Here is a 26177-nt window from a genome sequence, read left to right as displayed (position 1 = left end):
CACGTGCATTTCTCCACCAGAGCACGCCGTTGCATGTGTGCATCGACGTTGCGGATCGGCGGCAGCAATGCTGATCTTCAGTCGCGCGGCACTGCATGCAGGCCAAGTGCCTGCAGACGCATATATCGACCCAATCGCGGTCAGTTCAGGCGCTGATGGTCCGGGCTCAACGGCGTTACCGTGGCCACCTGCGGTCCGGTGAAGGCGATCAATTGGTCGCCGCGCAGCACCAGGCGGCCGCTATGACGGTCGATGCCGTCGTAGGAATACTCGAACCGGAACGTCCGCTCGAAGCCCAGCCAGCCATTGGGCTTGCGGCAGATGCGGATGTTGGTGGAATGCACGCTCTGATCCAGCCATTGCACATCGGCGGCGCGGCAGGCATTGCGGCCGAGGATATCGGCACGTTCGGCCGCTGCGCGCGAGGAGTTCCAGAACGCGTACAGCGCGGCGCCGGCAATCATGAAGAGGATAAGGCTGGGCATGGCGTCAATGTGCCATGGCCTGCGCCCGATCGACAATCGTCGCGCCGGGCCGCAGCGTTGCGTTGATGGCTGGTGACCTGATGCGCCGGCCGGCATCCGCCGCTTGTACAGGCATCCCTTCGCTGCACCAGCAACGGCTGTCGTCACGTCGCGCAAGTGCTCGGCATCGCGCCCGGTTGAACTGGAGTTGGCGGGAAGGTTGCAGCAGGTCGAATCGGTGCAGCTGACGCGCCAATTTGGCCGCTGCGCAGTCAGGCCGACAGCCGCTTTAACCATTCACCGCCATTCCCGGGCTCGGCTTGTGTCGGGCGCAGCGCAACCCCATCCATTGGACTTCGCCCCGTTGAATCCACACGCCGCGTCTGGCCTGGCATCGCGGCCTGCGGCATTGCCTATGCATCCTGTCCTGCAGCAGTTCCATCCTGTCGTGGCTGCGTGGTTCGCGCAGACCTTCGCTGCGCCCACGCCGGCGCAGATTGCCGCGTGGCCGGCGATCCAGGCCGGACGCCACACGCTGGTGGCCGCGCCGACCGGCTCGGGCAAGACGCTGACCGCATTCTTCGCGGCCATCGACGCGTTGATCCGCGATGGCCTGGCCAATGGCGGCGCGCTGCCGGACGAAACCCGCGTGGTCTACGTCTCACCGCTGAAGGCGTTGTCCAACGACATCCACCTCAATCTAGATGCGCCATTGCAGGGCATCCGCACGGCGCTGGTCGCGAGCGGCTTGCCGGATGTGGCGGTGCGCACGGCGGTGCGTACCGGCGACACCCCGCAACGCGAGCGCGCACAGGCGCGCCGCACGCCGCCGCATATCCTGGTGACCACGCCGGAGTCGCTGTATGTGCTGTTGGGCTCGGCCTCCGGGCGCACTGCGTTGCGGCATGTGCGCACCGTCATCGTCGATGAGATCCATGCGGTGGCGGCGGACAAGCGCGGTAGTCATCTGGCGCTGACCCTGGAGCGATTGCAGCGGCTGGCCGAGCGCCCGATCACCCGCGTCGGGCTGTCGGCCACGCAGAAGCCGATCCAGACCGTGGCGCAGTTCCTGGTCGGGTCGGGCGATGCCGGCCAGCCGCCGCAGTGCGAGATCGTCGATATCGGCTACACCCGCAGGCGCGATCTGGCCCTGGCCTTGCCGCCGACGCCGCTGAGCGTGGTGATGTCCAACGATCAGTGGCTGCAGGTGTATGCCGATGTCGCCACGCTCGCGCAGCAGCATCGCACCACGCTGGTGTTCGTCAACACGCGGCGCATGGCCGAGCGCGCTGCGCGCCATCTTGGCGATCTGCTCGGCAAGCAGCGCGTCGCCGCGCACCACGGCAGCCTGTCGCGCGAAACGCGTCTGTTGGCGGAGCAGCGGCTCAAGGCCGGCGACCTAATCGTGCTGGTGGCCACCGCATCGCTGGAACTCGGCCTGGATATCGGCGATGTGGACCTGGTCTGCCAGCTCGGTTCGCCGCGTTCGATCGCCACCTTCCTGCAGCGTGCCGGACGCTCCGGGCATGCGGTCGGCGGCACGCCGAAGGCGCGCCTGTTTCCGCAGACCCGCGACGAGCTGGTCGAATGCGCCGCGTTGCTGGACAGCGTGCGCCGCGGTGAGCTGGACGCCTTGCGCATTCCGCTGGCGCCGATCGATGTGCTTGCACAACAGATCGTGGCCGAGGCTGCGTGCGAGGACTGGGACGAAGATGCGTTGTTCGCCTTGGTGCGCCGCGCCTGGCCGTTCGCGCAGCTGAGCCGCGCGCGCTTCGATGACGTGGTGCGCATGCTGTGCGACGGCTTCAGCACACGGCTCGGGCCGCGTGCAGGCTACCTGCATCGCGATGCGGTGCATCGGCGCCTGCACGCGCGCCGCGGTGCACGCATGACTGCGCTGACCTCCGGCGGCACCATCCCAGAAACCGGCGACTACAGCGTGGTGCTGGAACCGCAGGCCGAAAAGATCGGCACGGTGAACGAGGATTTCGCGGTCGAAAGTCTTACCGGCGACGTGTTCCAGCTCGGCAATGCCAGCTACCGCATCCTGCGCGTGGATGCCGGGCGCGTCCGGGTGGAGGACGCCAAGGGCGCGCCACCGAACATCCCGTTCTGGCTGGGCGAGGCGCCCGGCCGCAGCGACGAACTGTCGGCGGCGGTGTCACGTCTGCGTGGCGAGATTGCGCTGCGGCTGGATAGCCCGCCACATCAGGCGGCCTGCGACTGGCTGCACACCGTGCTGGATCTCTCGGTGGAAGCGGCACGCCAGCTGGTCGACTATCTCGCCCATGCCTGCACCGCGCTGGGCGCGATGCCCACCCAGCAGTGCCTGGTGATGGAGCGCTTCTTCGATGCCAGCGGCGGCACCCAGCTGGTGATCCACTCGCCGTACGGCAGCCGCATCAACCGTGCCTGGGGGCTGGCGTTGCGCAAGCGCTTCTGCCGCACCTTCAACTTCGAACTGCAGGCCGCCGCGACCGAGGATGCGATCGTGTTGTCGCTGTCCACCAGTCATAGTTTTGCCCTGGAGGAGGTGGCGCGCTACCTGCATTCGTCATCGGCAGAGCATGTGTTGATCCAGGCCTTGCTGGATGCGCCGCTGTTCGGCGTGCGCTGGCGCTGGAATGCGACCAATGCGATGGCGCTGCCGCGCTTTGCCGGTGGCAACAAGGTCGCACCGCAACTGCAACGGATGAAGTCGGAAGATCTGCTGGCGACGGTGTTCCCCGATCAGGTCGCCTGCGCGGAGAATCTGGTCGGCGAGCGCGAGGTGCCGGATCATCCGTTGGTGGCGCAGACACTGGAAGACTGCCTGCATCAGTCCATGGACAGCGAGGGCTGGTTGCAGGTGCTGCGCGGGCTGGAGTCGGGGGCGATCACGTTGGTGGCGCGCGATCTGGCGGCGCCGTCGCCGCTGGCGGCCGAAGCCTTGAATGCGCGTCCGTACGCATTCCTGGACGACGCACCGCTGGAAGAACGCCGCACCCAGGCCGTGCAAAGCCGTCGCTACACCCCGCAGAGCAGCGACGACCTGGGGCAGCTCGATCCCGAGGCGATCGCCTCGGTGCGCGAACAGGCCTGGCCGCAGCCGCGCGATGGCGAAGAAATGCACGAAGCGTTGGTCGGGCTGGGCGTGCTTCCGGTCGATGAAGCGGGCGATGCGCACTGGCAGTGCTGGCTGGCTGCACTCGCAGGCGATGGGCGTGCCAGCTGTCTTGCGTTCGACGGTGTGCCCGCGCTGTGGATCAGTGCCGAGCGCATCGACTGGTTTGCGCCACTGTATGCGCATGCATCCGCACAGCCGCCGCTACAGGCGCCGGCAGATTGCCGTGTTGCCGACTGGCAGCGCGACTGGGCCGTGCGCGAGCTGCTGCGCGGTCGTCTGTCTGCGGTCGGCCCGGCGCAGGTGTCGGCCCTGGCCGGCGCCTTGCGTTTGCCCGAGTCCGAGATCGTGCTTGCCCTGGCCGCCCTGCAGCGCGAGGGCTATGTCATGGCCGGCCATTTCAACGCGCAGGCGCAGGCGGGAGAATGGTGCGAACGTCATCTGCTGGCGCGCATCCATCGCTATACCCTGGGACGGTTGCGCCGGGAGATCGAGCCGGTGGCGCAACGCGATTACGCGCGGTTCCTGTTCGAGTGGCAGCACCTCGACAGTGCCAGCCGGGTGGCGGGGCCGGACGCATTGGCCGGCGTGGTCGGGCAGTTGGAAGGCTTCGAGGCACCTGCAGTGCTGTGGGAGAGCGAGCTGCTGCCGGCACGCGTGCGCGACTATCAACCGGCCTGGCTGGACGAGCTGTGCACCGCCGGGCGCACCGTGTGGGCGCGGCTGCGGCCCGGTGGTGGCCGCAGCGGTGCCGCGCTGCGCAGCACGCCGATCGTGTTGCTGCCGCGTCGCGAGGCGCAACGCTGGAGTGGCCTGGCACGCGATGCCGACGACGCGCCGCTGGGCTCGCGCGCGCAACGGGTGGCCGAGGTGCTGCAGCAGCAGGGCGCCTTGTTCTTCGACGAGATTGCCGATGCGGCCCGCCTGATGAGCACCGAGCTGGAAGATGCCCTGAGCGAACTGGTGATGCGCGGGCGTGCACATTGCGACAGCTATGCCGGGCTGCGCGCGCTGCTGGTGCCGGCCTCCAAGCGGCCCTCGGCGCTGTCGCGCCACCGACGCCGCGCCAGCGCGCTGGGCATTCGCGATGCCGGCCGCTGGGCGCCGGTACGCGCGTTGCCGGAGCTGCCGCTGGCCGAAGCCGGCGAGCGCCACCAGGACATGCTCGAACATGTGGCGCATACCTTGTTGCGGCGCTACGGCGTGGTCTGCTGGCGGCTGCTGGAGCGCGAGGCGGCGTGGTTGCCGCCGTGGCGCGAGTTGCTGCGCATGTATCAGCGGCTGGAAGCGCGTGGCGAAATCCGTGGCGGGCGTTTCATCGCCGGGCTGTCCGGCGAGCAGTTCGCGTTGCCGGATGCGATTGCGGCACTGCGCCGCGTGCGTGCGCAGGCCTTGCCGCAGCAGTGGGTGTGCGTCAGTGCGAGCGACCCGAGCAATCTGTTGGGCAGCGTCCTGCCGGGCGAGCGCGTGGCGCGCGTGCCGGGCAACCGTGTGGCGTATCTCGATGGCCTGCCGATGGCGGTGTGGGTGGCAGATCGCTTCCAGCCGCTGCAGGACCTGAGCGACGAACAGGCCGAGCAGGCCCTGCGCCTGCTGCAGCGTGGGCCGGGCGTCGCCGAGCAGACGCCGATGGAGCAATGGCTGGCTCAGTCGCCCGGCAGCACAGCGCGTGCGCCGGTCGCGCGCGGCAGCGGACGCGACAGATAGGGGTTGTCCGGGACCACCCAGCGCCACGGCGCATCCACCGCCTTGCGGATGCCGATGCGCGGCGTCGCCAGCGCTGCGGAGGGCGGCGGCAGGCCATCGTCCTCGATCCACAGGCGTGCGCCGGCGTCGGTCAGGTCTAGCCCGTTGTCCGTCGCGCTCACCGCGAATGCCTGGGCCAGGCGACCGGGACCGGTGGTCAAGGTCTTGAGTGGAGCGGCGTTGCGCGCGGCCTGCATGGTGGCGATCCCGGCCAGCGGTTCGAGCGCGCGGATCAGCACCGCATGCCCGGGCGCACCGCCGCACACCGCGTTGATCGCCCAGTGCATGCCGTAGATGAAATACACATACAGATGCCCCGGTGCGCCGAACATCACCTGCGTGCGCGGGGTCATGCCGCGAAACGAATGTGCGGCCGGGTCTTCGCTGCCGCAATACGCCTCGACCTCGGTGATGCGGCCGCGGCGTCCGTCCGCGCTGACCAATACCTTGTTGAGCAAGCGCGGCGCGACCTGGCGGGCATCGTGCGCATAGAAGCTGCGAGGAAGTGCTTGTGAGGACATGCGCCCAGCCTAACCGCGCAGTCGTGATGTCCTAGCAGACTGTTCCGGACACGGCAGGAAACAGGGGTAGGAATTTTCCGAACGCGGACCGCACGAGCGCGTGACCGGTCACAAAAGCGCATATCCGATGGTGTGAATACGCGGTTAAGTGCCGTTTGCGTCTCAAGCGCGTTTTGGCCTCGCCGATAGCCATTAGCGATTGGTTAGACAAGCCGCACACAGTGAGCGGCACCCGCACCAGGCCACCGGGCGACCCTGCGACGCAGGTCGTGCATGCACCACCTTCAAGAGAACTCCCCAATGTTAGGCAACTTCAGAATCGGAACCAGGCTGATCGTGGCGTTCCTGATCGTCTCGGCGATCGGCGCATGCATCGGGTGGGTGGGTTATTCCAACTCCGGTCGGATCAGCGACCTGTCGACCTCGCTTTACGAGCGCGAGCTGCTCGGCTTGTCGAACGTCAAGGAGGCCAACATCAACCTGATCTACGCCGGCCGCGCACGCGCCAACCTGTTGCTGGCCAGCAGCGCCGAAGAGCGCCAGTCGCATGTGCAGAACATCGACAAGTACACCGCCAAGGTGGTCGATTACATGACGCGCGCGCGTTCCAGCTTCCAGACCGAGGAAGGCAGGAACAAGCTGGCGCAGTTCGACCGCGCATGGCAGAAATACCTGGAAGAGCGCGGCCGCTTCATCGACGCCGCCAACCGCGAAGCCTTGCGCGACGCCAACCCGGAACTGGCCGAACTCTCGCGTGCGGTGCGTGCCAGCTCGGATGAAGTCGATACCTTGATGACCGATCTGAGCGGCCTGCGCGAGCGCAGCGCTGCCTCGGCCAATGCCGAAGCCGGCAGCATCCACGCGCGCAGCTCCAAGCTGCTGATGGCCATCATCTGCGGCGGCGTGCTGCTCGGCGCGGTTCTCGGCGTGGTGATCAGCCGCAGCGTCACCGGCCCGATCCGCCGCGCGGTAACGGTGGCCAACGGGCTGTCCGAAGGCGATCTGACCATGCGCATCGACGTGCATGGCCGCGACGAAACCGCGCAGCTGCTCGAAGCGATGCGCACGATGGTGCAGAAGCTGTCGCAGGTGGTCGGCGAGGTCAACACCAGTGCCGAAACCCTGGCCAGCGCGTCGGAGGAAGTCAGCGCCACCGCGCAGTCGTTGTCGCAGGCCGCCAGCGAACAGGCCGCCGGTGTGGAGGAAACCAGCGCTTCGCTGGAGCAGATGACCGCATCGATCAGCCAGAACACCGAAAACGCCCGCATCACCGATGGCATGGCCACGCAGGCCGCGAAGGAGACCATCGAAGGCGGCGAAGCGGTGGTCGCCACCACCCAGGCGATGAAGCAGATCGCGCAGAAGATCGGCATCATCGACGACATCGCATATCAGACCAATCTGCTCGCGCTCAATGCAGCGATCGAAGCGGCGCGCGCCGGTGAACACGGCAAGGGCTTTGCCGTGGTGGCCGCCGAGGTGCGCAAGCTGGCCGAACGCAGCCAGGTGGCCGCGCAGGAGATCGGCGAGGTGGCCAGTTCCAGCGTCGAACTGGCCGATCGCGCCGGCCGTCTGCTCGACACCATCGTGCCCAGCATCAAGCGCACCTCGGACCTGGTGCAGGAGATTTCCGCGGCTTCCGAAGAGCAATCCTCCGGTGTCAGCCAGATCAATTCGGCGGTGGTGCAGCTGAGCCAGACCACCCAGCAGAACGCCAGCGCATCCGAAGAACTGGCCGCCACTGCCGAGGAAATGAGCGCGCAGGCCGAGCAGTTGCAGCAGAGCATGGCGTTCTTCCGCCTGGGCGGGCAGGGGCCGGCGAGCACGCCGCCCAAGCGCGGCAAGGTGGCGGCCGCACGCCCGGCACGTGCGCCCGGTGCGCGCGGCTGGCGCAGTGACGCAGCACCGGCCTATGCGATGTCCGAGGGCCCGGACGAAGGCCAGTTCGCCCGCTTCTGAGAGACCGATCGATGACTGCACAGCCCCCCGATGTGATGCCTGGCGACGCCGATGCGGCGGCCCAGTACCTGACCTTCCAGCTGGATGGCGAAACCTTCGCCATCAGCATTCTTGGCATTCGCGAAATCATCCAGTACCGCGCACCCACGCCGGTGCCGTCGATGCCGGCCTGCGTGCGCGGGGTGATCAACCTGCGCGGTGCGGTGGTGCCGGTGGTGGATCTGCAGTCGCGGCTGGGGCGTGCCGACAGCGCGATCGGCAAGCGCAGCTGCATCGTGATCCTGGCCACCGAGCAGGCGCAGGGAACGCAGGTGATCGGGGTGCTGGTCGATGCGGTCAACGCGGTGATCGAACTGGCCGATCAGGACATCGAAGCGGCGCCATCGTTCGGCACGCATATCCGCCGCGACCTGCTGCGCGGCATGGGCAAGGTGGGCGAGCGCTTCGTGGTGCTGCTGGAGATGGAGCAGGTGCTGCAGGTGGACGAAATTGCCGGCAACACCGATGCCCTGGCAGCCTGAGCCTGGCCAAGCGCAGCTGGCGATACGGCTGCCGCCTTGCAGCTGATCGCTACACGCGTTAGCCACGCAAGACAGGCGCGCTGGCGGGTGTGTGTGCACTGCGGTCGTAAGTGGAAAGACTGCAGCCGTACACAGGCATCGATCTAGCGATTCAAGGTTGCGCAGTCGTGTCGATCAGCGCCCTGCTGGCCTACCTCGCCGAGCCCACGCGCGGTCTGCCGCTCAGTCCTGCAGATGCCAGCCATTGAAGCGCTGCACGCGGTTGCGTCCATTGCCGATCGCGCCCTGCAGGGCGTGCCGCGCGCGCGCCAGCAAGGCGTTGCTGTCGAGCGAGGCACCGGCTGCCACCTCGACCAGCCCTGCGCTGATCGTCAGTGCGCCGGCTGGCCAGCTTGCCGTGTCGATCGCCTTGCGGACAGCTTCGATCAGCTCCATTGCCTCGGTTGCCGCTGTTTCCGGCAAGGCAATACAGAGTTGATCCCGGCTCAATCGTGCCACCGTGGCGGCATCCGGCAACTGCGCTTCGATCACCCTGGCAGCCTGGATCAGCGTTGCATCCGCTGCCGCGGCGCCCGCCTGCAATCTCAGCCCTTTGAAGCCATCCAGCTCGATCAGCGCCAGGGCGAGCGATGGCGTGGCGGCAGTGGGCGAGCTCTGTGCGTGTGTCTGCAGCGCATGTTCCAGACCGGCGCGGTTCCACATGCCGGTGAGTTCGTCGCGCAGCGCGTCCAGCTCGACCAGCTTGGCCGCACGGCGCAGCTCGATGGTGTCGACGACCTGCCGTGCCAGCGCCTGCAGTGCGTCGCGCTCGGCCGCCGACAGGCGCCGGGGTGTGCGATCCAGCACGCACAGCGTGCCCAGCGCGATCCCATCGGAGGTCAGCAGCGGGGCGCCGGCATAGAAGCGGATCTGCGGCTCGCCGGTGACCAGCGCATTGCCCACGAAGCGCGCATCCTGGTGGGTGTCGCCAACCTCCATCACCTGATCGGGTTCGAGGATCGCGTGCGCACAGAACGACAGTTCGCGCGGGGTTTCGCGTGGCGCCATGCCCAGTTTCGACTTGAACCACTGGCGCTGCGTGTCGATCAGCGAAATCAGGGCCATAGGCGTCCCGCAGACCTCGGCCGCGCTCGAGGTGAAGGCGTCGTAGACCGGCTCCGGTGCAGTGTCCAGCAGCTGGTAGTCCTGCAATGCGGCCAGACGTTCGTCTTCGTTCGCCGGCAGCTGCGCTGCAACGGCGGCGTTGCGCGGCAGCAGCGTCGCGTGGAAGAGGTGCAACGCGGACGCGTCAGGAATCTGCATGGATAGACCACCGGAACAAGGCGCCGTCAGGCGATGGATGTGCGCATGGCGATACCGTGTCTTGGACCATCGCACGCGTTGGTTGGCGCAGACCTCATCCACCCCAGCGGATGACGCCCGTCACCGATCTTGCCACATCGGGCAGGACAGGGCGGGGCAGCGACGTTACGCTGGCGCGCTGCAGGGCCGCCTCGCCGGGCGCCTCATTCGCCCTGGCCGTCGTTACCCTTGGGGCGGCGGGTTTGTTCGTCATGGATCTGCATGTCCTTCTGCCCGGGGCGCTGCTTGGCGGCCTCATCCTGTTTGCGATCCTGCTGGCTCTCCGAAACACCGTGCTGATTGTCGGCGGCCTTGTCGGGCTGGCTCTGCTTGTTGCTCATGGCTTGCGTCCGGCGTGATGATGAAACGGACGTTAGCGCGCTCGATGTGATCCTGGCGACATGGCCGTACCGGGGCCTGGCATGCACCAGGCCGACGCGCTGCCGATGCAGGGGCCCACAACGGAAAAGCCCCGGAAACATGACGTTTCCGAGGCCTTTACGATTGAAGCAATGGTGGAGCGGAAGGGGATCGAACCCTCGACCTTCGCGATGCGAACGCGACGCTCTCCCAGCTGAGCTACCGCCCCACGTGCCTGGATTCTAACCACATGTCGCGCGATTCGCCAAGCAGTCTGGCGGCCTGGATCGCCGCCCGGGGGCGCGATCCTGCGGCAATCACTCGCGAACCAGCGGGAACTTGAGGTCCGGGTTCTTGGCCTTCCATTCCTTGTACGACACCGAGCCTTCCCAGGCGGCAAAGGCCTTGGGCGTACGGCCGCGGCCGGACCAGGTCTCGCCGGTGTGCGGCAGTTCGTACTTCGGCTTGACTTCGCTACGGCCGCTCTTGACCACTTCCTTGCGTGCAGCGGTGGTACCCAGGTAAGCGGCAATATCGTTGCGCTGCTTGGTGTTGAAATGGCCGGCAAACTGCTCGAGCAGCGAGACGATGGTGGCATGCGCAGAGGATGCCTCGCTCGCGCGCTCGGTCTTTTCCTGTTCTTCCAGCTTCTGCAGCTCGTCCAGCAGCTTGGCTTTGGCTTGCGCGATGGAATCCAGTTTGGAGGTGGTATTGCTCACAGAGGTATGGCCTCGGAATAAGGGGGTGGAGACGTTGCCCAATGGGCGCGCGTCATTATGGCATGTGGCCCGGGGGCGGCCGTTGCGCGTGCGCGTGCCTGCACGCGGCGTGGCCAGGCCTTTCACAGCGTCTGGTCACGCGTTTGCAGGGTCCTGGCGAGGCCGGCGAGCCTGCTTGCGCCGGCTGCGACCCCGACCATAACGATACAGCAGCAGGCCAGACGGGATGACACCTGCGTGCAGCGCTGGCCAGATAGTGACCGCAGCATGGCCAACCGTGTCCCGCTAGACTGCGCCAGTTTCGAAGGTGCGCCATGCAAAGGCGGATGCAGCGATCGACGAGGATGCTTCCCGACCGTGGCGTCCTGTCACGGCCGGCGATGTGCGAGGCAGCGGGCGAATGGCCCTGAGTGGTCTGCCCGCGTCGCCACGACCGCGTGGATGTCTGGCCTGGCGACTACTGCATCAGGTCACTGCGCCGTGCCGTCTTCCAGCAACGGCGTCAGCTGCGCTTCCAGCGCGTCGCGGCGCCATTGCCCCAGCGGTGCGGGCCAGCTGCGCTGTTCGATCAGGGTTTCCAGATGCCGGCGCGAGGCCAGGATGCCGTCGGGCAATCCCAGCTCGCGGCTGCGCTGGGCCACCGCATCCTGCAGGCGCTTGAGCACGGCCTTGTTGCCGTCGGTGGCCGCCTGCGCCAGCGGTGCATGGTCCTCGTCGGGCAGCGGCGTGTTGAGCGCTTCCCACACTGCGGCGGCGAGCTTGCGCGGCGCCTTGGGAAACTTGTCGAACTGGCGCAGCAAGGCATCCAGATCGGCGGGCGGAAAGCGCGCCAGCTGGCTGGCCAGTTCGTTGTCCAGGATCCAGCTGCGCGGGCGATCGCTCTGGCGCGCCTGCAGGTCGCGCCAGCGCAACAGGCGCAACAGGCGGCGCTGCGCTGCAGGCTCGAGGAACTGCGCGGTGCGCAGGCTCACATGCGGCCAGCGCTCGCCATCGTCATGCTCCACCGTGGCGAGCAGGCGCTCGGCGTCTTCGGCCAGCCAGCCCAGGCGATCCTGCTCGGTCAGGCGGCGGGTGAGTTCGTCGTGGATGGCGAACAGATAACGCACATCGTCGGCGGCGTATTCCAGCTGCGCAGGCGACAGCGGGCGACGCATCCAGTCCGAGCGCGTCTCGCCCTTGGTCAGCAAGGTGCCGGTCACTTCCTGCACCAGTTTCTGGTAGCCCATGCCACCCCCCACACCTGCCAGCGCGGCGGCGATCTGGGTATCGAACAATGGCCGCGGCAATACCCCGCACGCACATTTGAAGGTGACCAGATCCTCGCTGGCGCTATGCATTACCTTGACGATGTCGGTGGCGGTCAACCATTCCCTGAGCGCCTCGTTCATGCCCGGGATCAGCGGGTCGATCAGCAGGATCTCCTCGCCGATGGCCATCTGCACCAGCGCCAGTTGCGGCCAGTAGGTGCGTTCGCGAATGAATTCGGTATCCAGGCCAATGCGGGACGGACGCGATGCCTGCAGGCGTTCGCTCAGCTCGGAGGGGTGGGTGATCCAATGGGGCACGTGATTTCCGTCGACAGCAAGGGTTTGCGCAGAACGCGCAGAATAGCCTAACGTCGCGATCGCCTGTCGTGCGGCAGAGCACTGGAAGGAGCAGGTGGTGGGTGAGTGCGGTAACCGGATCGCAGCGTGGGCATTGGTTGCGCTAAGCGTGTGCGCCTGTTCGCGGACACCGACGCCGGCGCCTGCCGCTGCGCCGCAACCTGCTGCCGCCGCCGCGGTGCCGAGCAAGCCGAACGTGTCCATCGGTGGCGAAGAATCCGCCGAAACCGTGACGCAATGGCAGCCGCCGCCAGTGGACCTGGGCGATGAGCCGCTGGCGCAGGTGCGCAAGCGCGCCGACCAGGCATTGAAGGACGATCGGCTCTATCGCGACGCCGACGATGCGATTCCGCTGTATCTGGCAATCCAGCAACGCGCCGACGGCAAGGACGCGGCCAGCCGGCGCGGGCTGGAGCAGGCGCAGCGTCGGTTGATCGAGCGCGGCCAGGCGCTGATCGCGCAGACCGACCGTCAGGACAGCGCGCTGGAACAGGCGCGTGAGCTGGCCATCGTGGCGCTGGCGCTCGCTCCGCAGGACCCGAAGGTGCGCGCACTGCAGCGCGCAGTGGAAACCGCACAGCGGGTGCTGAGCTTCAACCGTGCCGGCGAGGAGGATCTGCGTGGCGGTCGCCTGGGCGAGGACGGCAATGGGGCGCTGGTGAACTTTCGCGATGCGGCGCAGCTGGATCCGGACAACCCGCGCACGCGCCAGGGGCTGGCTGCAGTGGAAAGCGGCCTGCTGGCACGCGCCGAGCAGGCGGCCGAGGCGAGCGACTTCATCGGTGCACGCTACTGGTTGCAGATGGCCGGGCAGGTGCGTGAGCGCGCACCGACCATTGCCGACGCCCGTGCGCGCATCGAGCGCATGCGCCGTGCCCAGATCGCCGCCCTGCACGACGCCGGCCTGCACGATCTCACCTCGCCCCGCGGCCTCAAGGCGGCTGGCGAAACACTGGCCGAGGTGCTGCGCATCGCCGACCCGGGCGATGCGGTGGCCGGCGATCTGCGCCGGCGGCTGGAACTGGCCACCCATTACGGCAGCTTCCGCCCCGGGCAGGTGTTCACCGACGGGCTCAAGGTCGGCGGGCGCGGTCCGCAGATGATCGTGGTGCCGCATGGCGCGTTCCAGATGGGCGCCGGCGATGCCGAGCCCGGCGCCTCCGACAACGAGCGCCCGGCGCATTACGTGCGTTTCGCGCGCGGCTTTGCGTTGTCGATCACCGAAGTGACGGTTGCCGAGTTCCGCCAGTTCGTCGAGGCGACCGGCGCGCGCCCGCGTGCCACCCGGCGCGGGCACTCGGTGGTGTACGACGAGCGCAGCGGCAACTTCATCCGCCGCAGCGGGGTGGATTGGCAGTCCGACTACAACGGCGCGCAGGCCGCGCCCAACAGCCCGGTGATGCACGTCAGCATCCGCGACGCCGAAGCCTATGCGAGCTGGCTGTCGGAACAGACCGGCCGCCACTACCACGTGCCCAGCGAGGCCGAGTTCGAATACGCGGTGCGCGCCGGCACCAGCGGGCGCTATCCCTGGGGCAATGCCGGCTCGCCGCCGCTGGATGCGGGCAACTTTACCGGCGGCAACGATGTCTCGCGCAGCGGCCGGCACTGGAACAACGGCTTTGTCGGCTACGGCGACGGCTTCTGGGGCCCGGCGCCGGTCGGCAGCTTTCGCGCCAATGCCTGGGGGCTGCACGACATGGGCGGCAACCTGAGCGAATGGGTGGCCGACTGCTGGCATGCCAGCTACCGACGCGCGCCGGCCGATGGTGCCGCCTGGTTCAATCCCGGCTGCCGGCAGCGCATGATCCGCGGCGGCAGCTGGGCCAACTCGCCGCAGCAGACGCGTGCGGCCTGGCGGCAGTCGCAGGACTCGGACAGCACCAGCGCACGGATCGGCTTCCGGGTGGCGCGCGGGATCTAGCAGGTGTAGTCAGTAATTAAGTGCGCATGCGCGTTTTGCGCCGGCACGCAGATCGATCGCCGTGCCGTCCGGGTGGCTTGCGCCCCCCGCAGTGCCCGTCGGCCGCAACGCCCCAGGCAGTGCCTAGCCTTTACCGCTGCAGGACCAGGACGCGCAGGCTTAACCGCAGCGAACGCTGCCCGCGATCGCCATGGAACCGGCCGCCTCGGCCGCGGTCCAAGCGCCAGCGCTTGCGAGGATTGCGGTGATGGGCTGGGGAATCAAGGTGTTTCGTTGGGTCATCGCGGTACTGCTGATTGGCGGCAGCGGCTACGCCGTGGCGCGCCATCTGCAGGACGGAAATACCGCCGGGCATTACCGCTCGGTGGAGGTGTTACGTCCGGAAGGCACGCCGAAGGCCATGGTGGTGCTGTTGCCCGACAGCGGCCATGCGCAGGACGGCCAGCGGCTTGCCGAGATGCTGAGCAACGACGGCGCGCTGGTCGCGGTGGTCGATACCGCCAGCTATCGCGAACGGGTGCGCTCACATCACGCAGCCTGCAGTTCCCTGGCCGACGATGCCGAGCGATTGGGCAAGAAGTTGCTGCGCGCCGAGCATGTCGACGCGTTCCTGCCGCCGGTGCTGGTGGGGCAGGGCGATGGCGCGGTGCTGGCGCGGCAGGCGCTGGCCTCGGCCGCGCCCGACGTACTGGGCGGCGCGGTTGTGGCCGATGGCGACGCCAGCGATGGCGGCCTGGCCTGCTCGCGCGACGTGCCCGATGCCAATCAAGGCTTCCTCGACGACCTGGTCGACGCTGCCAGCCCCCTGCAGATCGCTGCCGCCACCCGGGGCCATTTCCTGACGGCCCAGGCGCAGGGCGTGGGCGATCTGCCGCTGGTCGAGCTGCATACGCCGGGCAGCGACCGCATGGTGGTCATGCTGTCCGGCGACGGCGGCTGGCGCGAACTGGATAAGGGCATTGCCGCGCAACTGCAGCAGCAGGGCGTGTCGGTGGTGGGCTGGAACAGCCTGCGCTACTTCTGGGCCAGCCGCACGCCGCAGCAGGTCGGGGCGGACCTGGATCGGGTGATTGCGACCTATCAGCAGCGTTGGCATATCCACCACGTCGCGCTGGTGGGCTACTCGTTCGGTGCCGATGTGCTGCCGTTTGCCTATCCCGAGCTGTCGCCGCAGCAGCGCGCATCGGTGCAGTTTGTCAGCCTGCTCGGCCTTGCCCATCAAGCCGATTTCAAGGTGCGTGTCGGTGGCTGGCTGGGCTGGCACAACGATGCCGAGCGCGATGTGGAGCCGGCGATCCAGTCGCTGGACGCGCATCGCCTGCAATGCATCTACGGCGATCAGGAAAAGGACACGCTGTGCCCGGAGTTGCGCGCGCGTGGCGTGCAGGTGGTGGCGCGTCCGGGCGGGCATCACTTCGACCACGATCCGGTGGTGCTGGCCGGGCTGCTGATGCAGGGCTGGCAGCAGGCGGCGCAGACGCCCACTCATGGCTAGAGAGCCGGTGATGCCTTCTGATCTGCACGCGGAACGGTCTGCGGCGCGTTGAAGGGTTGATCCAGGCTTGGCCCGCCTGGGCGAATTGGATAGCGCCACCCAGGCGCGCCCTCTGTGCCAATCCACGGCGCTGCTCGGGCGACCGCCCTGCAGCTCATCGTTATCGCGACAAAGCGATGCGTGTGCGCTTGCTGATCGCCCGCGTCAACCAGGCAGCACGCGTGGTTGCCGCCCTCAGTCCTCGTTGCCTGGCTCGACCCGCACTTCGATGCTGCCATCGGCCAGCTGCGCACGCAGGCGTTCGCCAATACTGATCTCGGCGGCACTGCGCACCACGCTGCCATCGGCGGGGCGGGTCACGATGGCATAGCCACGCGCCACCGTGGCGAGCGGGCTGACCGCTTCCAGCGAGCGTGCCAGGCTGCGCAGCCGCAGTTGGTCATGCTGCAGGCGACGCTGCATCGGTAACTGTGGGTGCAGTGCGCGCAGTCGTTGCTGCAGCCTGGCCAGATCGCGTTGCGGGTTATGCGTGTGCAGGCGCGCCTGCGTCCGTTGCAGGCGTGCCTGCAGACGCTCCAGCACCTGGGTCATGCGCGCGCGCAGCTGGCGGCCGGCGTCCTGCTGCCGGCGTTGCAGCAATTGCAGCCGCGCCTGCGGGCTGTGCGCACGCAGGCGCAGGGCGAGCCGGTCGGCGCGCTGCATCGCATTGCCCAGCGCGTGCTGCTGCAGCTGGGCCATGCGGGCATGCGCACGCCGCACGCGCGCGACCAGCTCGCGCTGATCGGGCACCAGCAGTTCGGCCGCTACCGAGGGCGTGGGCGCGCGTACGTCGGCCACGAAATCGCTGAGGCTGAAGTCGGTCTCGTGCCCGACCGCCGACACCACCGGCGTCTGCGCGGCGGCAATCGCGCGGGCCAGGCGTTCGTCGTTGAAGGCCCACAGGTCTTCCAGCGAGCCACCGCCGCGGGTGATCAGAATGACGTCGTAGCGCCCGGAGGCATCGGCGCGCTGCAGCAACGAGGTGATCTGCGCCGCGGCGCTGTCTCCCTGCACCAGCGAGGGCAGCAGGTCCACTTCCAGCAACGGAAAGCGGCGCGCCAGGACGCTGAGTACGTCGCGCACCGCCGCACCGCTGGGCGAGGTGATCACTGCCAGCCGCCGCACATGCGCCGGCAACGGCTGCTTGCGCTCGGCATCGAACAGGCCCTCGGCGGCCAGGCGCGCACGCAGTTCGTCGAAGGCCCGGCGCAGGGCGCCTTCGCCAGCCTCTTCCATGTGGTCGAGTACCAGCTGGTAGTCGCCGCGCGCTTCGTACAGCGTGAGACGTCCGCGCGCGAGCACGCGCAGCCCTTCGCGCGGCTGGAACTTCAGCCAGGTGCTCTTGGGCTTGAACATCGCGCAACGGATCTGCGCGCGCGCGTCCTTGAGCGTGAAGTACAGATGGCCCGAGGACGGGCGCGTGACGCTGCTCAGCTCTGCCTCCACCCAGACCAGCGGAAAGCTGCCTTCCAGCAGGTCGCGTGCCAGCGTATTGAGCTGGCTGGGGGTGAGGATCTGTTCGTTGCGGTCGGCCATCGCCGCATTATCCCGCAGCGGCGATGCGCATGCGTGAGCGCATCGGGCGGGAACTCACAAACCGTGTTGCGCCAGCGCCCAGCCCACGTGTTCGCGTACCAGCTCCGAGGCGTCGTGGCGGTGCGCTTCCAGTGCCGCCAACACCTCCGGCGTGCCGGGCGCATTGCCCAGGCCGACCGCGATGTTGCGCAGCCAGCGTTGATGGCCGCTGCGACGGATCGGGCTGCCTTCGGTGCGGCGCAGGAACTCGTCTTCGTCCCAGGCGAACAGCTGCGGCAGCGTTGCCACATCCAGCTCGTTGCGGGCGCGGAAATCGGCTTCGTCGGTGCGCTGGGCGAACTTGTTCCAGGGGCAGACCAGCTGGCAGTCGTCGCAACCGAAGATGCGGTTGCCGATCGGCTTGCGCATCTGCTCGGGAATCGCGCCGTCGTGTTCGATGGTGAGATAGGCGATGCAGCGGCGCGCATCCAGCCGGTACGGGGCGATGATGGCCTGGGTCGGGCAGACGTCGATGCAACGCGTGCAGGTGCCGCAATGCGCGGTGGCCGGGGTGTCGATGGGCAAGGGCAGGTCGAGGTAGATCTCGCCCAGGAAGAACCATGAGCCGCCATTGCGATCGATCAGGCAGGTGTGTTTGCCGATCCAGCCCAGCCCGGCATTGCGCGCCAGTGCGCGCTCCAGCACCGGTGCCGAATCCACGAAGACCCGATAGCCGAACGCGCCGACTTCGCCCTGGATACGCTCGGCCAGTTTCTGCAGCCGGTTGCGCATCAGCTTGTGGTAATCGCGCCCCAGTGCGTAGCGCGCCACGTAGGCGCGGCGGCCGTCGTGCAAGGTGTTCCAGGCCTCGGTGTCGTCCTTGCGGCCGTAGTCCATGCCGACCGACAGCACGCGCAAGGTGCCCGGCACCAGCTCCTGCGGGCGCGAACGCTTGTCGCCGTGCTGGGCCATCCAGTGCATGGTCCCGTACAGGCCTTCTTCCAGCCAGCTGCGCAGATGCGCCTCGTCTTCGCCGAGCTCGATGCCGGTGATGCCGCAGCGTTGGAAGCCGGCCTCGCGCGCGAGCGCACGGATGCGCGCGGCAGCGTCGGTGGGGTCGGGGCGGGCAAGGACGGCAGACATGGCGACAAGTATAGAATTCCCGGCATGTACGCACCGCTCGATCTTTACGACACCGCCGCCGCGCGCAGGCTGGACACGCAGGCCACCACGCTGCTCGGCGGCGACGGCTACATCTTGATGCAGCGCGCCGGGCAGGCCGCCTGGCAGCATCTGCTGGAACGCTGGCCGCAGGCGCGCCGCATCGTGGTGGTCTGCGGCACCGGTAACAACGGCGGCGACGGCTATGTGCTGGCACGCCTGGCGCAGCGGGCCGGGCGCCAGGTGCAGGTGGTGCATCTTGCCGAGCACGGCCCGGCATCGCCGCTGGCGCAGCGCGCCTGTACCGACTATCTGGGCGTGGGCGGTGCGATCGAGCTGTTTCCCTCGCCGCTGGCGCAGGCCGATGTGATCGTCGATGCGCTGTTCGGCATCGGCCTCAACCGCGCGCCCGACGCCGAGATCACCGCCTTGATCGACGCCATCAACGCCGCCGGTGTGCCGGTGCTCGCACTGGATGTGCCCAGCGGCATCGATGCCGATCATGGCGTGGCCTTCGGTGCCGCGGTGCGCGCGCAGGCCACCTTGCAGTTCATCGTGCCGCACCTGGGGCTCTATACCGGCGATGCGCTGGAGCATGCCGGTACGCGCGCAACCGCGTCGCTGGACGTGCCGGATGCCGCGTTCGACGGCCTGGCGCCGGCCGCGCACAGCTGGGACATCGACGCCCTGGCCGCGCAGTTGCGCCCGCGGCGACGCAATACGCACAAGGGCGAGTCCGGTCGCGTGCTATGCGTCGGCGGCAACCTCGGCAGCGGCGGCGCGATCATGCTCACCGCCGAAGCGGCCCTGCGCAGCGGGGCAGGGCTGGTGCAGGTCGCCACCCGCGCCGAGCACGTCGCGCCGCTGCTGGCGCGTTGCCCGGAAGCGATGGTACGCGCGGTGCAGGCCGACGACGACATCGCCGCGTTGGCTGACGCTGCCGACGTGGTCGCGCTGGGTCCGGGCCTGGGGCAGGACGCCTGGGCGCAGCAGTTGTGGCGCGCGGTGCTGGCCTTGGACAGCGCTCTCGTCATCGATGCAGATGGCCTGAATCTGCTGGCTGCCACCCCGGTGCCGGCGCGCGGCCCGCGCGTGTTGACCCCGCATCCCGGCGAGGCTGGACGTCTGCTGGGGATGTCGACCAGGCAGGTTCAGCAGGATCGACTGGCTGCCGCAGACGCATTGGCCAAACGTTTCGATGCAGTGGTGGTGCTCAAGGGCGCCGGCAGCGTGATCGCCGCGCCGCACGCAGTGCCGCGCATCATCGATGCCGGCAATCCGGGCATGGCGGTCGGCGGCATGGGCGACCTGCTGACTGGCGTGATCGCGGCCTTGCTGGCCCAGGGCTGGTCGCCCTTCGATGCCGCCAGCTTGGGCGCCTTGTTGCATGCCTGTGCCGGCGATGCAGCGGCGCGCGCGGGCGAGCGCGGCCTGCTGCCGACCGATCTGCTGCCCGAACTGCGCCGCCTCGCCAATGCCGGAGCCATTGCATGAGCCAACTCAGCGCACACCTGGTCGATGCGCAGGCCACCGGAACCCTGGGACAGGCCCTGGCCGCGGTGCGGCCCACCCGCGCGATGGTGCAACTGCACGGCGATCTCGGCGCCGGCAAATCCACACTGGCGCGCGCCCTGCTGCGCGCACTCGGCGTCACCGGGCCGATTCGCAGCCCCACCTACACGCTGGTCGAGCGCTATCCGCTCGGCACTGGCGACGAGGCCTGGCATCTGGATCTGTACCGCATCGGGCAGGCCGGGGAACTGGATTTTCTCGGGCTCGACGAGGGCAGCGCCAGCCTGTGGCTGGTCGAATGGCCGGAACGCGGCGCTGGTGCATTGCCGCCGGTGGATCTGGACGTGGAACTGGCAGTCGACGGCGAGGGGCGCAGCGTGACGTTGCTGGGCCGCAGCGAAACCGGCCGCGACTGGCTGAGGCGGCTGTCGGACTTGCCTCAGTTGCAGTCCCTTTGTGCCAGCTCACAGGAAGAATGAACGCCAGGTTGTGGATTATTAAGGGAAATCACCTTGCAATTCCCACGTTTGGGTGATTGAATCCAGCGCCATGACACCGGGGTTCCGCCAGTTCTGTGTTTCCACCGTGACCGCCAGCCTCAGCCTGGCGGTTTTTGCTGCGTGGGCCGGTGAAATCAAGGGCGTAGGCGTCAGCACCGGTCCCACCGGCACGCGTGCGGAGATCCAGCTCGCCGGTAGCGGCGGATTCAAGACGCTGTCGCTGGCCAACCCCAATCGGCTGGTGGTGGACTTTCCTGATTCCTCGGGTGTGCGTGGCCTGAAGCTGCCGCCGGCTGCCGGCCTGGTGACGTCGGTGCGTACCGGTCAACCGGTGCCGGGCACCTTTCGGGTGGTATTCGAGCTGGCAACGCCGGTGACGCCGTTGAAGCCGCAGATGCAGACGCTGGGTAGTGCATCCACCCTGGTGATCGAGTGGCCGGGCGATCCGCCGGCTGCCGGCACGGTGGCCACCACCGCCGCGCCTGCCGCGCCGCCGCCGCGCCCGGCCAATGCACAATCGGAAGCCGCCCGCGCAACCGCTGCGTTGGCGGCGTCTGCGCAGCGCGCGTCGGTGGTGCCGCCTGCTCCGGCGCCCGCACCTTATGTGCCTGCGTCGGCCATGCCCAGCGTGACTCCGGCACCGGTACCGACCACGGTCGCCACCGGCGTGCCGACACCGCGTCCAGGCACCGCCACGACCGCGGTGACGACCAGCACGGCCACGCCAGCAAGCACCGCCGGCACCCCGAACCGCGTCACCGTCTCCACCGCCGGTGCCGCGCCCGGCTCGGCACTGCCAGGCAACGCCGCATCGCCGGCTGCGATCTTGAATGGCGGCAGCGCGCCGCTGGGTGCTGCATCCGCCAATGCCATGGCTGCCATGCCGAATGCGGCTGCCGGCAGTATGGCCTCGGCGGACAGCGATGACCTGCCGCCGCGTCCGGTGCTGCCCAGCGAGGCCTCGCGGATCAAGATGGCACCGGGCATGCGGCCGCTGATCGTGGCCATCGATCCGGGACACGGCGGCCAGGATCCTGGCGCCATGGGCCCCACCGGCAAGCGCGAAAAAGACGTCACCCTGGCAGTCGGCCGCGAACTGGCGCGCCAGATCAATGCCACGCCCGGCATGAAGGCCTACCTGACGCGCGATACCGACGTGTTCATTCCGCTGCCGATGCGCGCGCAGAAGGCACGCGCCGCCAAGGCCGACATCTTCATCTCCATCCACGCCGACGCTGCCGAAAACCGCAGTGCGACTGGCTCGTCGGTCTATGTACTGTCGACCAAGGGCGCCTCCTCGCAGCGCGCGCGCTGGCTGGCCGACAAGGAAAATGCCGCCGACCTGGTCGGCGGCGTGCGTCTGCAGCAGACCGAAAGCACGCTGGCCAACGTGTTGCTGGACCTGGCGCAGAGCGGCCACATGAAGGCCTCCGAAGATGCGGCAGGGCACGTGCTCGGCGGCCTCAAGCGGATCGGCAACAATCACAAGCCGCAGCTGGAACGCGCCAACTTTGCGGTGCTGCGCACCTCCGACATGCCAGCAATGCTGGTGGAAACCGCCTTCATTTCCAATCCGGACGAAGAGCGCCGGCTGATCGACCCGGCCTACCAGCGCAAGATCGCCTCGGCCGTGCTGGATGGCATCGATACCTTCTTCACCCGCCAGCCGCCGCCGGGCACCCTGTTTGCCGCGCGCGCACAGGCCGAAGCCGATGCCAGCGCTGGCACCGTGGCCGGCGGCAGCCGCTGAGCCGCTCGGCTATCATTCCGCACTGATTCCTTGATGACGGCGCCTGCGCGCCGCCGGATTGCCGTGCCGACGTCTGTCTTGCCTGTTACACCCCCGATGCGCTCCGCAGTCTGCGTCCAGCGCGAGCGCCTGTGCTGATGGCGATCCGTCAGCTCCCCGAGATCCTGATCAACCAGATTGCCGCCGGCGAAGTCGTCGAGCGGCCTGCGTCCGTGGTCAAGGAACTGGTCGAAAACGCACTCGATGCCGGCGCCACCCGCGTGGATATCGAGCTGGAAGAGGGCGGCGTGCGGCTGATCCGCATCCGCGACAATGGCGGCGGCATCACCCCCGACGAACTGCCGCTGGCGGTGTCGCGGCATGCCACCAGCAAGATCGCATCGCTGGACGATCTGGAGACCGTGGCCACGCTTGGATTCCGCGGAGAAGCCCTGCCGTCGATCGCCTCGGTCAGCCGTTTCACGCTGATCTCGCGTCGCCACGATGCCGAACATGGCTCCGCACTGGAGATCGATGGCGGGCGCCTGAGCGAGGTGATGCCACGCGCGCATGCGCCCGGCACCACGGTCGAAGTGCGCGAGCTGTTCTTCAACGTGCCGGCGCGGCGCAAGTTCCTGCGTGCCGAGCGCACCGAGCTTGGGCATATCGAAGAATGGCTGCGCTCGTTGGCGTTGGCGCGCCCGGATGTGGAATTGCGGGTCTCGCACAACGGCAAACCGTCGCGTCGCTACAAGCCGGGCGATCTGTATTCGGATGCGCGGCTGGGCGAAACCCTGGGCGAGGATTTCGCGCGGCAGGCCTTGCGCGTCGATCACAGTGGCGCCGGCCTGCGGCTGCATGGCTGGGTCGCGCAGCCGCATTACTCGCGCGCCAGTACCGACCAGCAGTATCTCTACGTCAATGGCCGCTCGGTGCGCGATCGCAGCGTCGCGCACGCGGTCAAGATGGCCTACGGCGATGTGCTGTTCCATGGTCGCCAGCCGGCCTACGTGCTGTTCCTGGAACTGGATCCGGCACGTGTGGACGTCAACGTGCATCCGGCCAAGCACGAGGTGCGTTTCCGTGAGGCGCGGCTGATCCACGACTTCGTCTACCGCACCTTGCAGGACGCGCTGGCGCATACGCGCGCCGGCGCGATGCCCAACAGCATCGGCACGGACGGCGCCAGCGACACGGTTGCGGCGCCGGGCGGCATGCTCGACCGTCCAAGCTACGGTGCCGGAAACGGCAGTCGCGGCGGTGCCGGCTACGGTCAGTGGACGCCATCGCAGACTCCACTGGGCCTGCGCGTGGACGAGGCGCGTGCGGCCTACAGCGCGCTGTATGCGCCGCCGTCCAGTGGCGCGCAGCAGCAGTCTGCCGCCTTGCCGGAGGGCAGCGGGATGGGCCTGCCGGCGACTGCCGCGGACAGTGGCGTGCCGCCGCTGGGGTATGCCGTCGCGCAGTTGCACGGCATCTACATCCTGGCCGAGAACGCCGAAGGCCTGATCGTGGTGGACATGCATGCCGCGCACGAACGTATCGGCTACGAGCGGCTCAAGAACGCGCACGACAGTATCGGCCTGCACGCACAACCGCTGCTGGTGCCGATGACGCTGGCGGTGGGCGAGCGCGAGGCCGACACCGCCGAGCGCGAGGCCGACACGCTGGCCAGCCTGGGCTTCGAGATCACCCGCGCCGGCCCGCAGTCGCTGCATGTGCGCAGCATTCCCGCGCTGCTTGCCAATGCCGACCCGGAGGCGTTGTTGCGCGATGTGCTCGGCGATCTGCGCGAGCATGGCCAGAGCCGGCGCATTGCCGGTGCGCGCGACGAACTGCTCTCCACGATGGCGTGCCATGGCGCGGTGCGCGCGAACCGGCGCCTGACCGTGCCGGAAATGAACGCACTGCTGCGCGATATGGAAGTCACCGAGCGCTCGGGCCAATGCAACCATGGCCGACCGACCTGGGCACGGTTTACGTTGGGCGAAATCGATCGCTGGTTCCTGAGGGGGCGCTGATGTCTGTACTGCACAAGGGGAACCGCTGGCTGCTCGGCATGCTGGTGTGTGCGGCGCTGGCCGGCTGCGGCAAGGATGCACCGCCACCGGCAGCACCGGCCGCACTCGACAAGGCCTTCCTGGCCGACAACGCGGCCTGGCGCGAAGCGCGCCTGACCGAGTTGCGCGCGCCCGATGGCTGGACCAGCCTGGTCGGCCTGCACTGGCTGTCGCTGAAGGCGCATTACATCGGCAGCAGTGCCGACAGCGGCATCAGGCTGGCGGTCGGGCCACCCAAGATGGGCATGGTCGCGACCGAGGCCGATACGGTCTGGTTCGTGCCCGAGCGCGGCGCAGCATTGACCGTCGACGGCAAGCCGCTGACCGGCAGGATCCGCTTCCAGTCCGATCGCGACCCGCAGCCGACCTTCATCCATTTCGATGACGGCAAGGGCGTGTTGAGCCTGATCCATCGCGGCGACCGCAACGCGCTGCGGGTCAAGCATGCCGACGCGCCATCGCGCAGTCACTTCGCCGGGCTGGACTACTGGCCGGTCGATCCGTCCTGGCGCATCAGTGCGCGCTATGTGCCCAATGATGTCGGCAAGACCATTCCGATCGTGGACATCGTCGGCATCAGCAGCGAACAACCCAACGCCGGGGCAATCACCTTCGAGCGCGATGGCAAGGCGTATCGGCTGGAGACCATCGGCGAACCCGGACGGCCGATGTTCGTGGTGTTCGCCGACCGCACCAGTGGGCACGGCAGCTATCCGGCCGGGCGCTTTCTCGACCTGGACGTGCCCGACGCCTCCGGGCATGTGGTCGTCGATTTCAACCGTGCCTACAATCCGCCGTGCGCGTTCACCCCGTTTGCGACCTGTCCGCTGCCGCCGCCGGAAAACCGCATCGATCTGGCGGTGTCGGCCGGCGAGAAGACCTACAAGGTGCCGCACTGACGTGGATACCAACGTGGTGAAGGCAAGCATGCGCACCCGGCTCGCAGCCTGGAGCTGCAGTGCGGTCATCGCTCTGGCGTTATGGAGCGGGGCGGCCGCGCCGACCTGGGCGCGTGCCGGCAACGAGGCGCCGGCCGGTCCGCCGGTGCCATTGTTGTGGAAGGTGGATGGCAAGGGCGGCACGCTGTATCTGCTGGGTTCGTTCCATGTGCTCAAGCCCAGCGATTACCCGTTGTCGCCGGATGTGATGCAGGCCTTCGCCAAGGCCGACCGGCTGGTGTTCGAACTGCCGCCCTCCGATGCGCAATCGCCCGAACTGGCCGGCCGCATGCTGCAGGCGGCGCGGCGCAGCGACGGGCGTCGCCTGCAGGACGTACTGGATCCGAAGACCTGGCAGGCGCTGACCACCTATGCCCGCAAACACGGGATGCCGGTGGACAGCTTGCAGACCCTGGAACCCTGGTTCGTGGCGCTGACGATCAGCCTGGCGGAGATGAGCCGGCAAGGCATGGACCCGAACGCCGGTCTGGACCATTACCTGATGGCGCAGGCACAGGCCGGTGGCAAACCGGCCGATGGGCTGGAGCGTGCCGAAGAGCAGATTGCCTTGCTCGATGGCATGTCGCCCACCGAACAGCATCAGCTGCTGGAGGAATCGCTGGACGATGCCGGCGCCAACGATCAGCTACGTGAGCTGCACGCGGCCTGGCGCAGTGGCGATGTGCGTACCCTGTCCACGCAGATGGCCGAAGAAATGCGGCAGCACTACCCGGCGCTGTACCAGGACATCAATGTCGAGCGCAATGCGCGCTGGGTGCCGCGGCTGGAGCAGCGGCTGGGCAAGGGCAGCGGGACCACGCTGGTGGTGGTCGGTGCGCTGCACCTGCTGGGAAGCGATGGCGTGGTGGAGCGTCTGCGCGCACGGGGCTATCACGTGGAGCGGATCTGCTCGGCCTGCGCGGGGCAGGCAAGCCGCTGATCGGTGGCGCCGCGGAGCGTGTCACG

The 26177-nt window shown here is 68.2% G+C and carries 19 protein-coding genes and 1 tRNA gene; 11 read left to right on the top strand and 9 right to left on the bottom strand.

Features of this window, described 5'->3' with window-relative positions; genetic code table 11:
• Positions 1-140 precede the first annotated feature (140 nt).
• Entirely contained in the window at positions 141-521 is a 381-nt protein-coding gene (locus ACCQ04_RS11975; RefSeq protein WP_039516191.1) for a DUF3301 domain-containing protein, read from the bottom strand.
• A gap of 358 nt (positions 522-879) precedes the next feature.
• Between ACCQ04_RS11975 and ACCQ04_RS11970 the strand changes: the two genes are divergently transcribed.
• Positions 880-5274, top strand: coding sequence for a DEAD/DEAH box helicase (locus ACCQ04_RS11970; protein ID WP_226427672.1), 4395 nt, complete (start codon positions 880-882; stop codon positions 5272-5274).
• Here the strand turns inward: ACCQ04_RS11970 and ACCQ04_RS11965 are convergent.
• Entirely contained in the window at positions 5214-5834 is a 621-nt protein-coding gene (locus tag ACCQ04_RS11965; RefSeq protein ID WP_102251871.1) for a DNA-3-methyladenine glycosylase, read from the bottom strand. The two genes, ACCQ04_RS11970 and ACCQ04_RS11965, sit on opposite strands and share 61 nt — an antisense overlap.
• Positions 5835-6134: 300 nt before the next feature.
• Here ACCQ04_RS11965 and ACCQ04_RS11960 point away from each other — a divergent pair, with 300 nt between their 5' ends.
• On the top strand, positions 6135-7793 hold the full coding sequence (locus ACCQ04_RS11960; protein WP_054592737.1) for a methyl-accepting chemotaxis protein: 1659 nt from the start codon (positions 6135-6137) through the stop codon (positions 7791-7793).
• Positions 7794-7804: 11 nt separating this feature from the next.
• Positions 7805-8314 (top strand): chemotaxis protein CheW, encoded by a 510-nt coding sequence (locus ACCQ04_RS11955; RefSeq protein WP_226427673.1) that lies wholly within the window; start codon positions 7805-7807, stop codon positions 8312-8314.
• 222 nt (positions 8315-8536) lie between these two features.
• Here ACCQ04_RS11955 and ACCQ04_RS11950 read toward each other — a convergent pair whose 3' ends face one another.
• The 5 genes from ACCQ04_RS11950 to rnd all read right to left on the bottom strand — a co-directional run bounded on the left by ACCQ04_RS11950 (position 8537) and on the right by rnd (position 12299).
• Positions 8537-9616: a sensor domain-containing diguanylate cyclase gene (locus tag ACCQ04_RS11950; protein ID WP_372358529.1), complete on the bottom strand. Its 1080-nt coding sequence runs from the start codon at positions 9614-9616 to the stop codon at positions 8537-8539.
• A gap of 203 nt (positions 9617-9819) precedes the next feature.
• On the bottom strand, positions 9820-9996 hold the full coding sequence (locus ACCQ04_RS11945) for a hypothetical protein (RefSeq protein ID WP_162839012.1): 177 nt from the start codon (positions 9994-9996) through the stop codon (positions 9820-9822).
• Between the two features lie 172 nt (positions 9997-10168).
• Positions 10169-10244: transfer RNA gene (locus ACCQ04_RS11940), tRNA-Ala, on the bottom strand.
• An 88-nt stretch (positions 10245-10332) separates the two neighbouring features.
• The gene (locus ACCQ04_RS11935; protein ID WP_039516171.1) at positions 10333-10734 is read right to left on the bottom strand and encodes an H-NS histone family protein; all 402 of its coding nucleotides are present in this window, start codon (positions 10732-10734) and stop codon (positions 10333-10335) included.
• A gap of 470 nt (positions 10735-11204) precedes the next feature.
• Positions 11205-12299: a ribonuclease D gene (rnd, locus tag ACCQ04_RS11930; RefSeq protein WP_167764130.1), complete on the bottom strand. Its 1095-nt coding sequence runs from the start codon at positions 12297-12299 to the stop codon at positions 11205-11207.
• 97 nt (positions 12300-12396) lie between these two features.
• On the opposite strand from rnd, the gene ACCQ04_RS11925 reads away from it, so the two are divergent.
• Positions 12397-14262 (top strand): SUMF1/EgtB/PvdO family nonheme iron enzyme, encoded by a 1866-nt coding sequence (locus ACCQ04_RS11925; RefSeq protein ID WP_226427675.1) that lies wholly within the window; start codon positions 12397-12399, stop codon positions 14260-14262.
• A gap of 247 nt (positions 14263-14509) precedes the next feature.
• Entirely contained in the window at positions 14510-15757 is a 1248-nt protein-coding gene (locus ACCQ04_RS11920) for a virulence factor (RefSeq protein WP_226427676.1), read from the top strand.
• Positions 15758-15991: 234 nt separating this feature from the next.
• On the opposite strand, the gene xseA is transcribed toward ACCQ04_RS11920, so the two are convergent.
• Both xseA and queG read right to left on the bottom strand, forming a co-directional pair.
• Positions 15992-17332 carry an exodeoxyribonuclease VII large subunit gene (xseA, locus tag ACCQ04_RS11915; protein ID WP_226427677.1) on the bottom strand — a complete coding sequence of 447 codons (1341 nt, stop codon included), beginning with the start codon at positions 17330-17332 and terminating at the stop codon, positions 15992-15994.
• A gap of 54 nt (positions 17333-17386) precedes the next feature.
• Positions 17387-18454, bottom strand: coding sequence for a tRNA epoxyqueuosine(34) reductase QueG (queG, locus tag ACCQ04_RS11910; RefSeq protein ID WP_226427678.1), 1068 nt, complete (start codon positions 18452-18454; stop codon positions 17387-17389).
• Positions 18455-18478: 24 nt separating this feature from the next.
• Here queG and ACCQ04_RS11905 point away from each other — a divergent pair, with 24 nt between their 5' ends.
• The 6 genes from ACCQ04_RS11905 to ACCQ04_RS11880 all read left to right on the top strand — a co-directional run bounded on the left by ACCQ04_RS11905 (position 18479) and on the right by ACCQ04_RS11880 (position 26151).
• A complete protein-coding gene (locus ACCQ04_RS11905) occupies positions 18479-19966 on the top strand; it encodes an NAD(P)H-hydrate dehydratase (protein WP_226427679.1) in 1488 nt (495 codons plus the stop codon).
• Positions 19963-20463: a tRNA (adenosine(37)-N6)-threonylcarbamoyltransferase complex ATPase subunit type 1 TsaE gene (gene tsaE / locus ACCQ04_RS11900; RefSeq protein WP_226427680.1), complete on the top strand. Its 501-nt coding sequence runs from the start codon at positions 19963-19965 to the stop codon at positions 20461-20463. Before ACCQ04_RS11905 ends, tsaE begins: the two co-directional genes overlap by 4 nt.
• A gap of 70 nt (positions 20464-20533) precedes the next feature.
• Positions 20534-22234: an N-acetylmuramoyl-L-alanine amidase gene (locus tag ACCQ04_RS11895; RefSeq protein ID WP_126966066.1), complete on the top strand. Its 1701-nt coding sequence runs from the start codon at positions 20534-20536 to the stop codon at positions 22232-22234.
• Between the two features lie 137 nt (positions 22235-22371).
• A complete protein-coding gene (gene mutL, locus ACCQ04_RS11890) occupies positions 22372-24234 on the top strand; it encodes a DNA mismatch repair endonuclease MutL (RefSeq protein WP_226427681.1) in 1863 nt (620 codons plus the stop codon).
• Entirely contained in the window at positions 24234-25172 is a 939-nt protein-coding gene (locus ACCQ04_RS11885; RefSeq protein WP_065031597.1) for a DUF1684 domain-containing protein, read from the top strand. The genes mutL and ACCQ04_RS11885 overlap by 1 nt, the downstream gene beginning before the upstream one ends.
• A gap of 28 nt (positions 25173-25200) precedes the next feature.
• The gene (locus ACCQ04_RS11880) at positions 25201-26151 is read left to right on the top strand and encodes a TraB/GumN family protein (protein ID WP_104575232.1); all 951 of its coding nucleotides are present in this window, start codon (positions 25201-25203) and stop codon (positions 26149-26151) included.
• Positions 26152-26177 lie beyond the last annotated feature (26 nt).

The organism is Xanthomonas sp. NCPPB 2866 (genome assembly GCF_041475745.2).
Lineage (GTDB): Bacteria > Pseudomonadota > Gammaproteobacteria > Xanthomonadales > Xanthomonadaceae > Xanthomonas > Xanthomonas arboricola.
The sequence above is the reverse complement of the archived record's forward strand: the minus strand, read 5'-3'. Positions and strand labels throughout refer to the sequence as shown.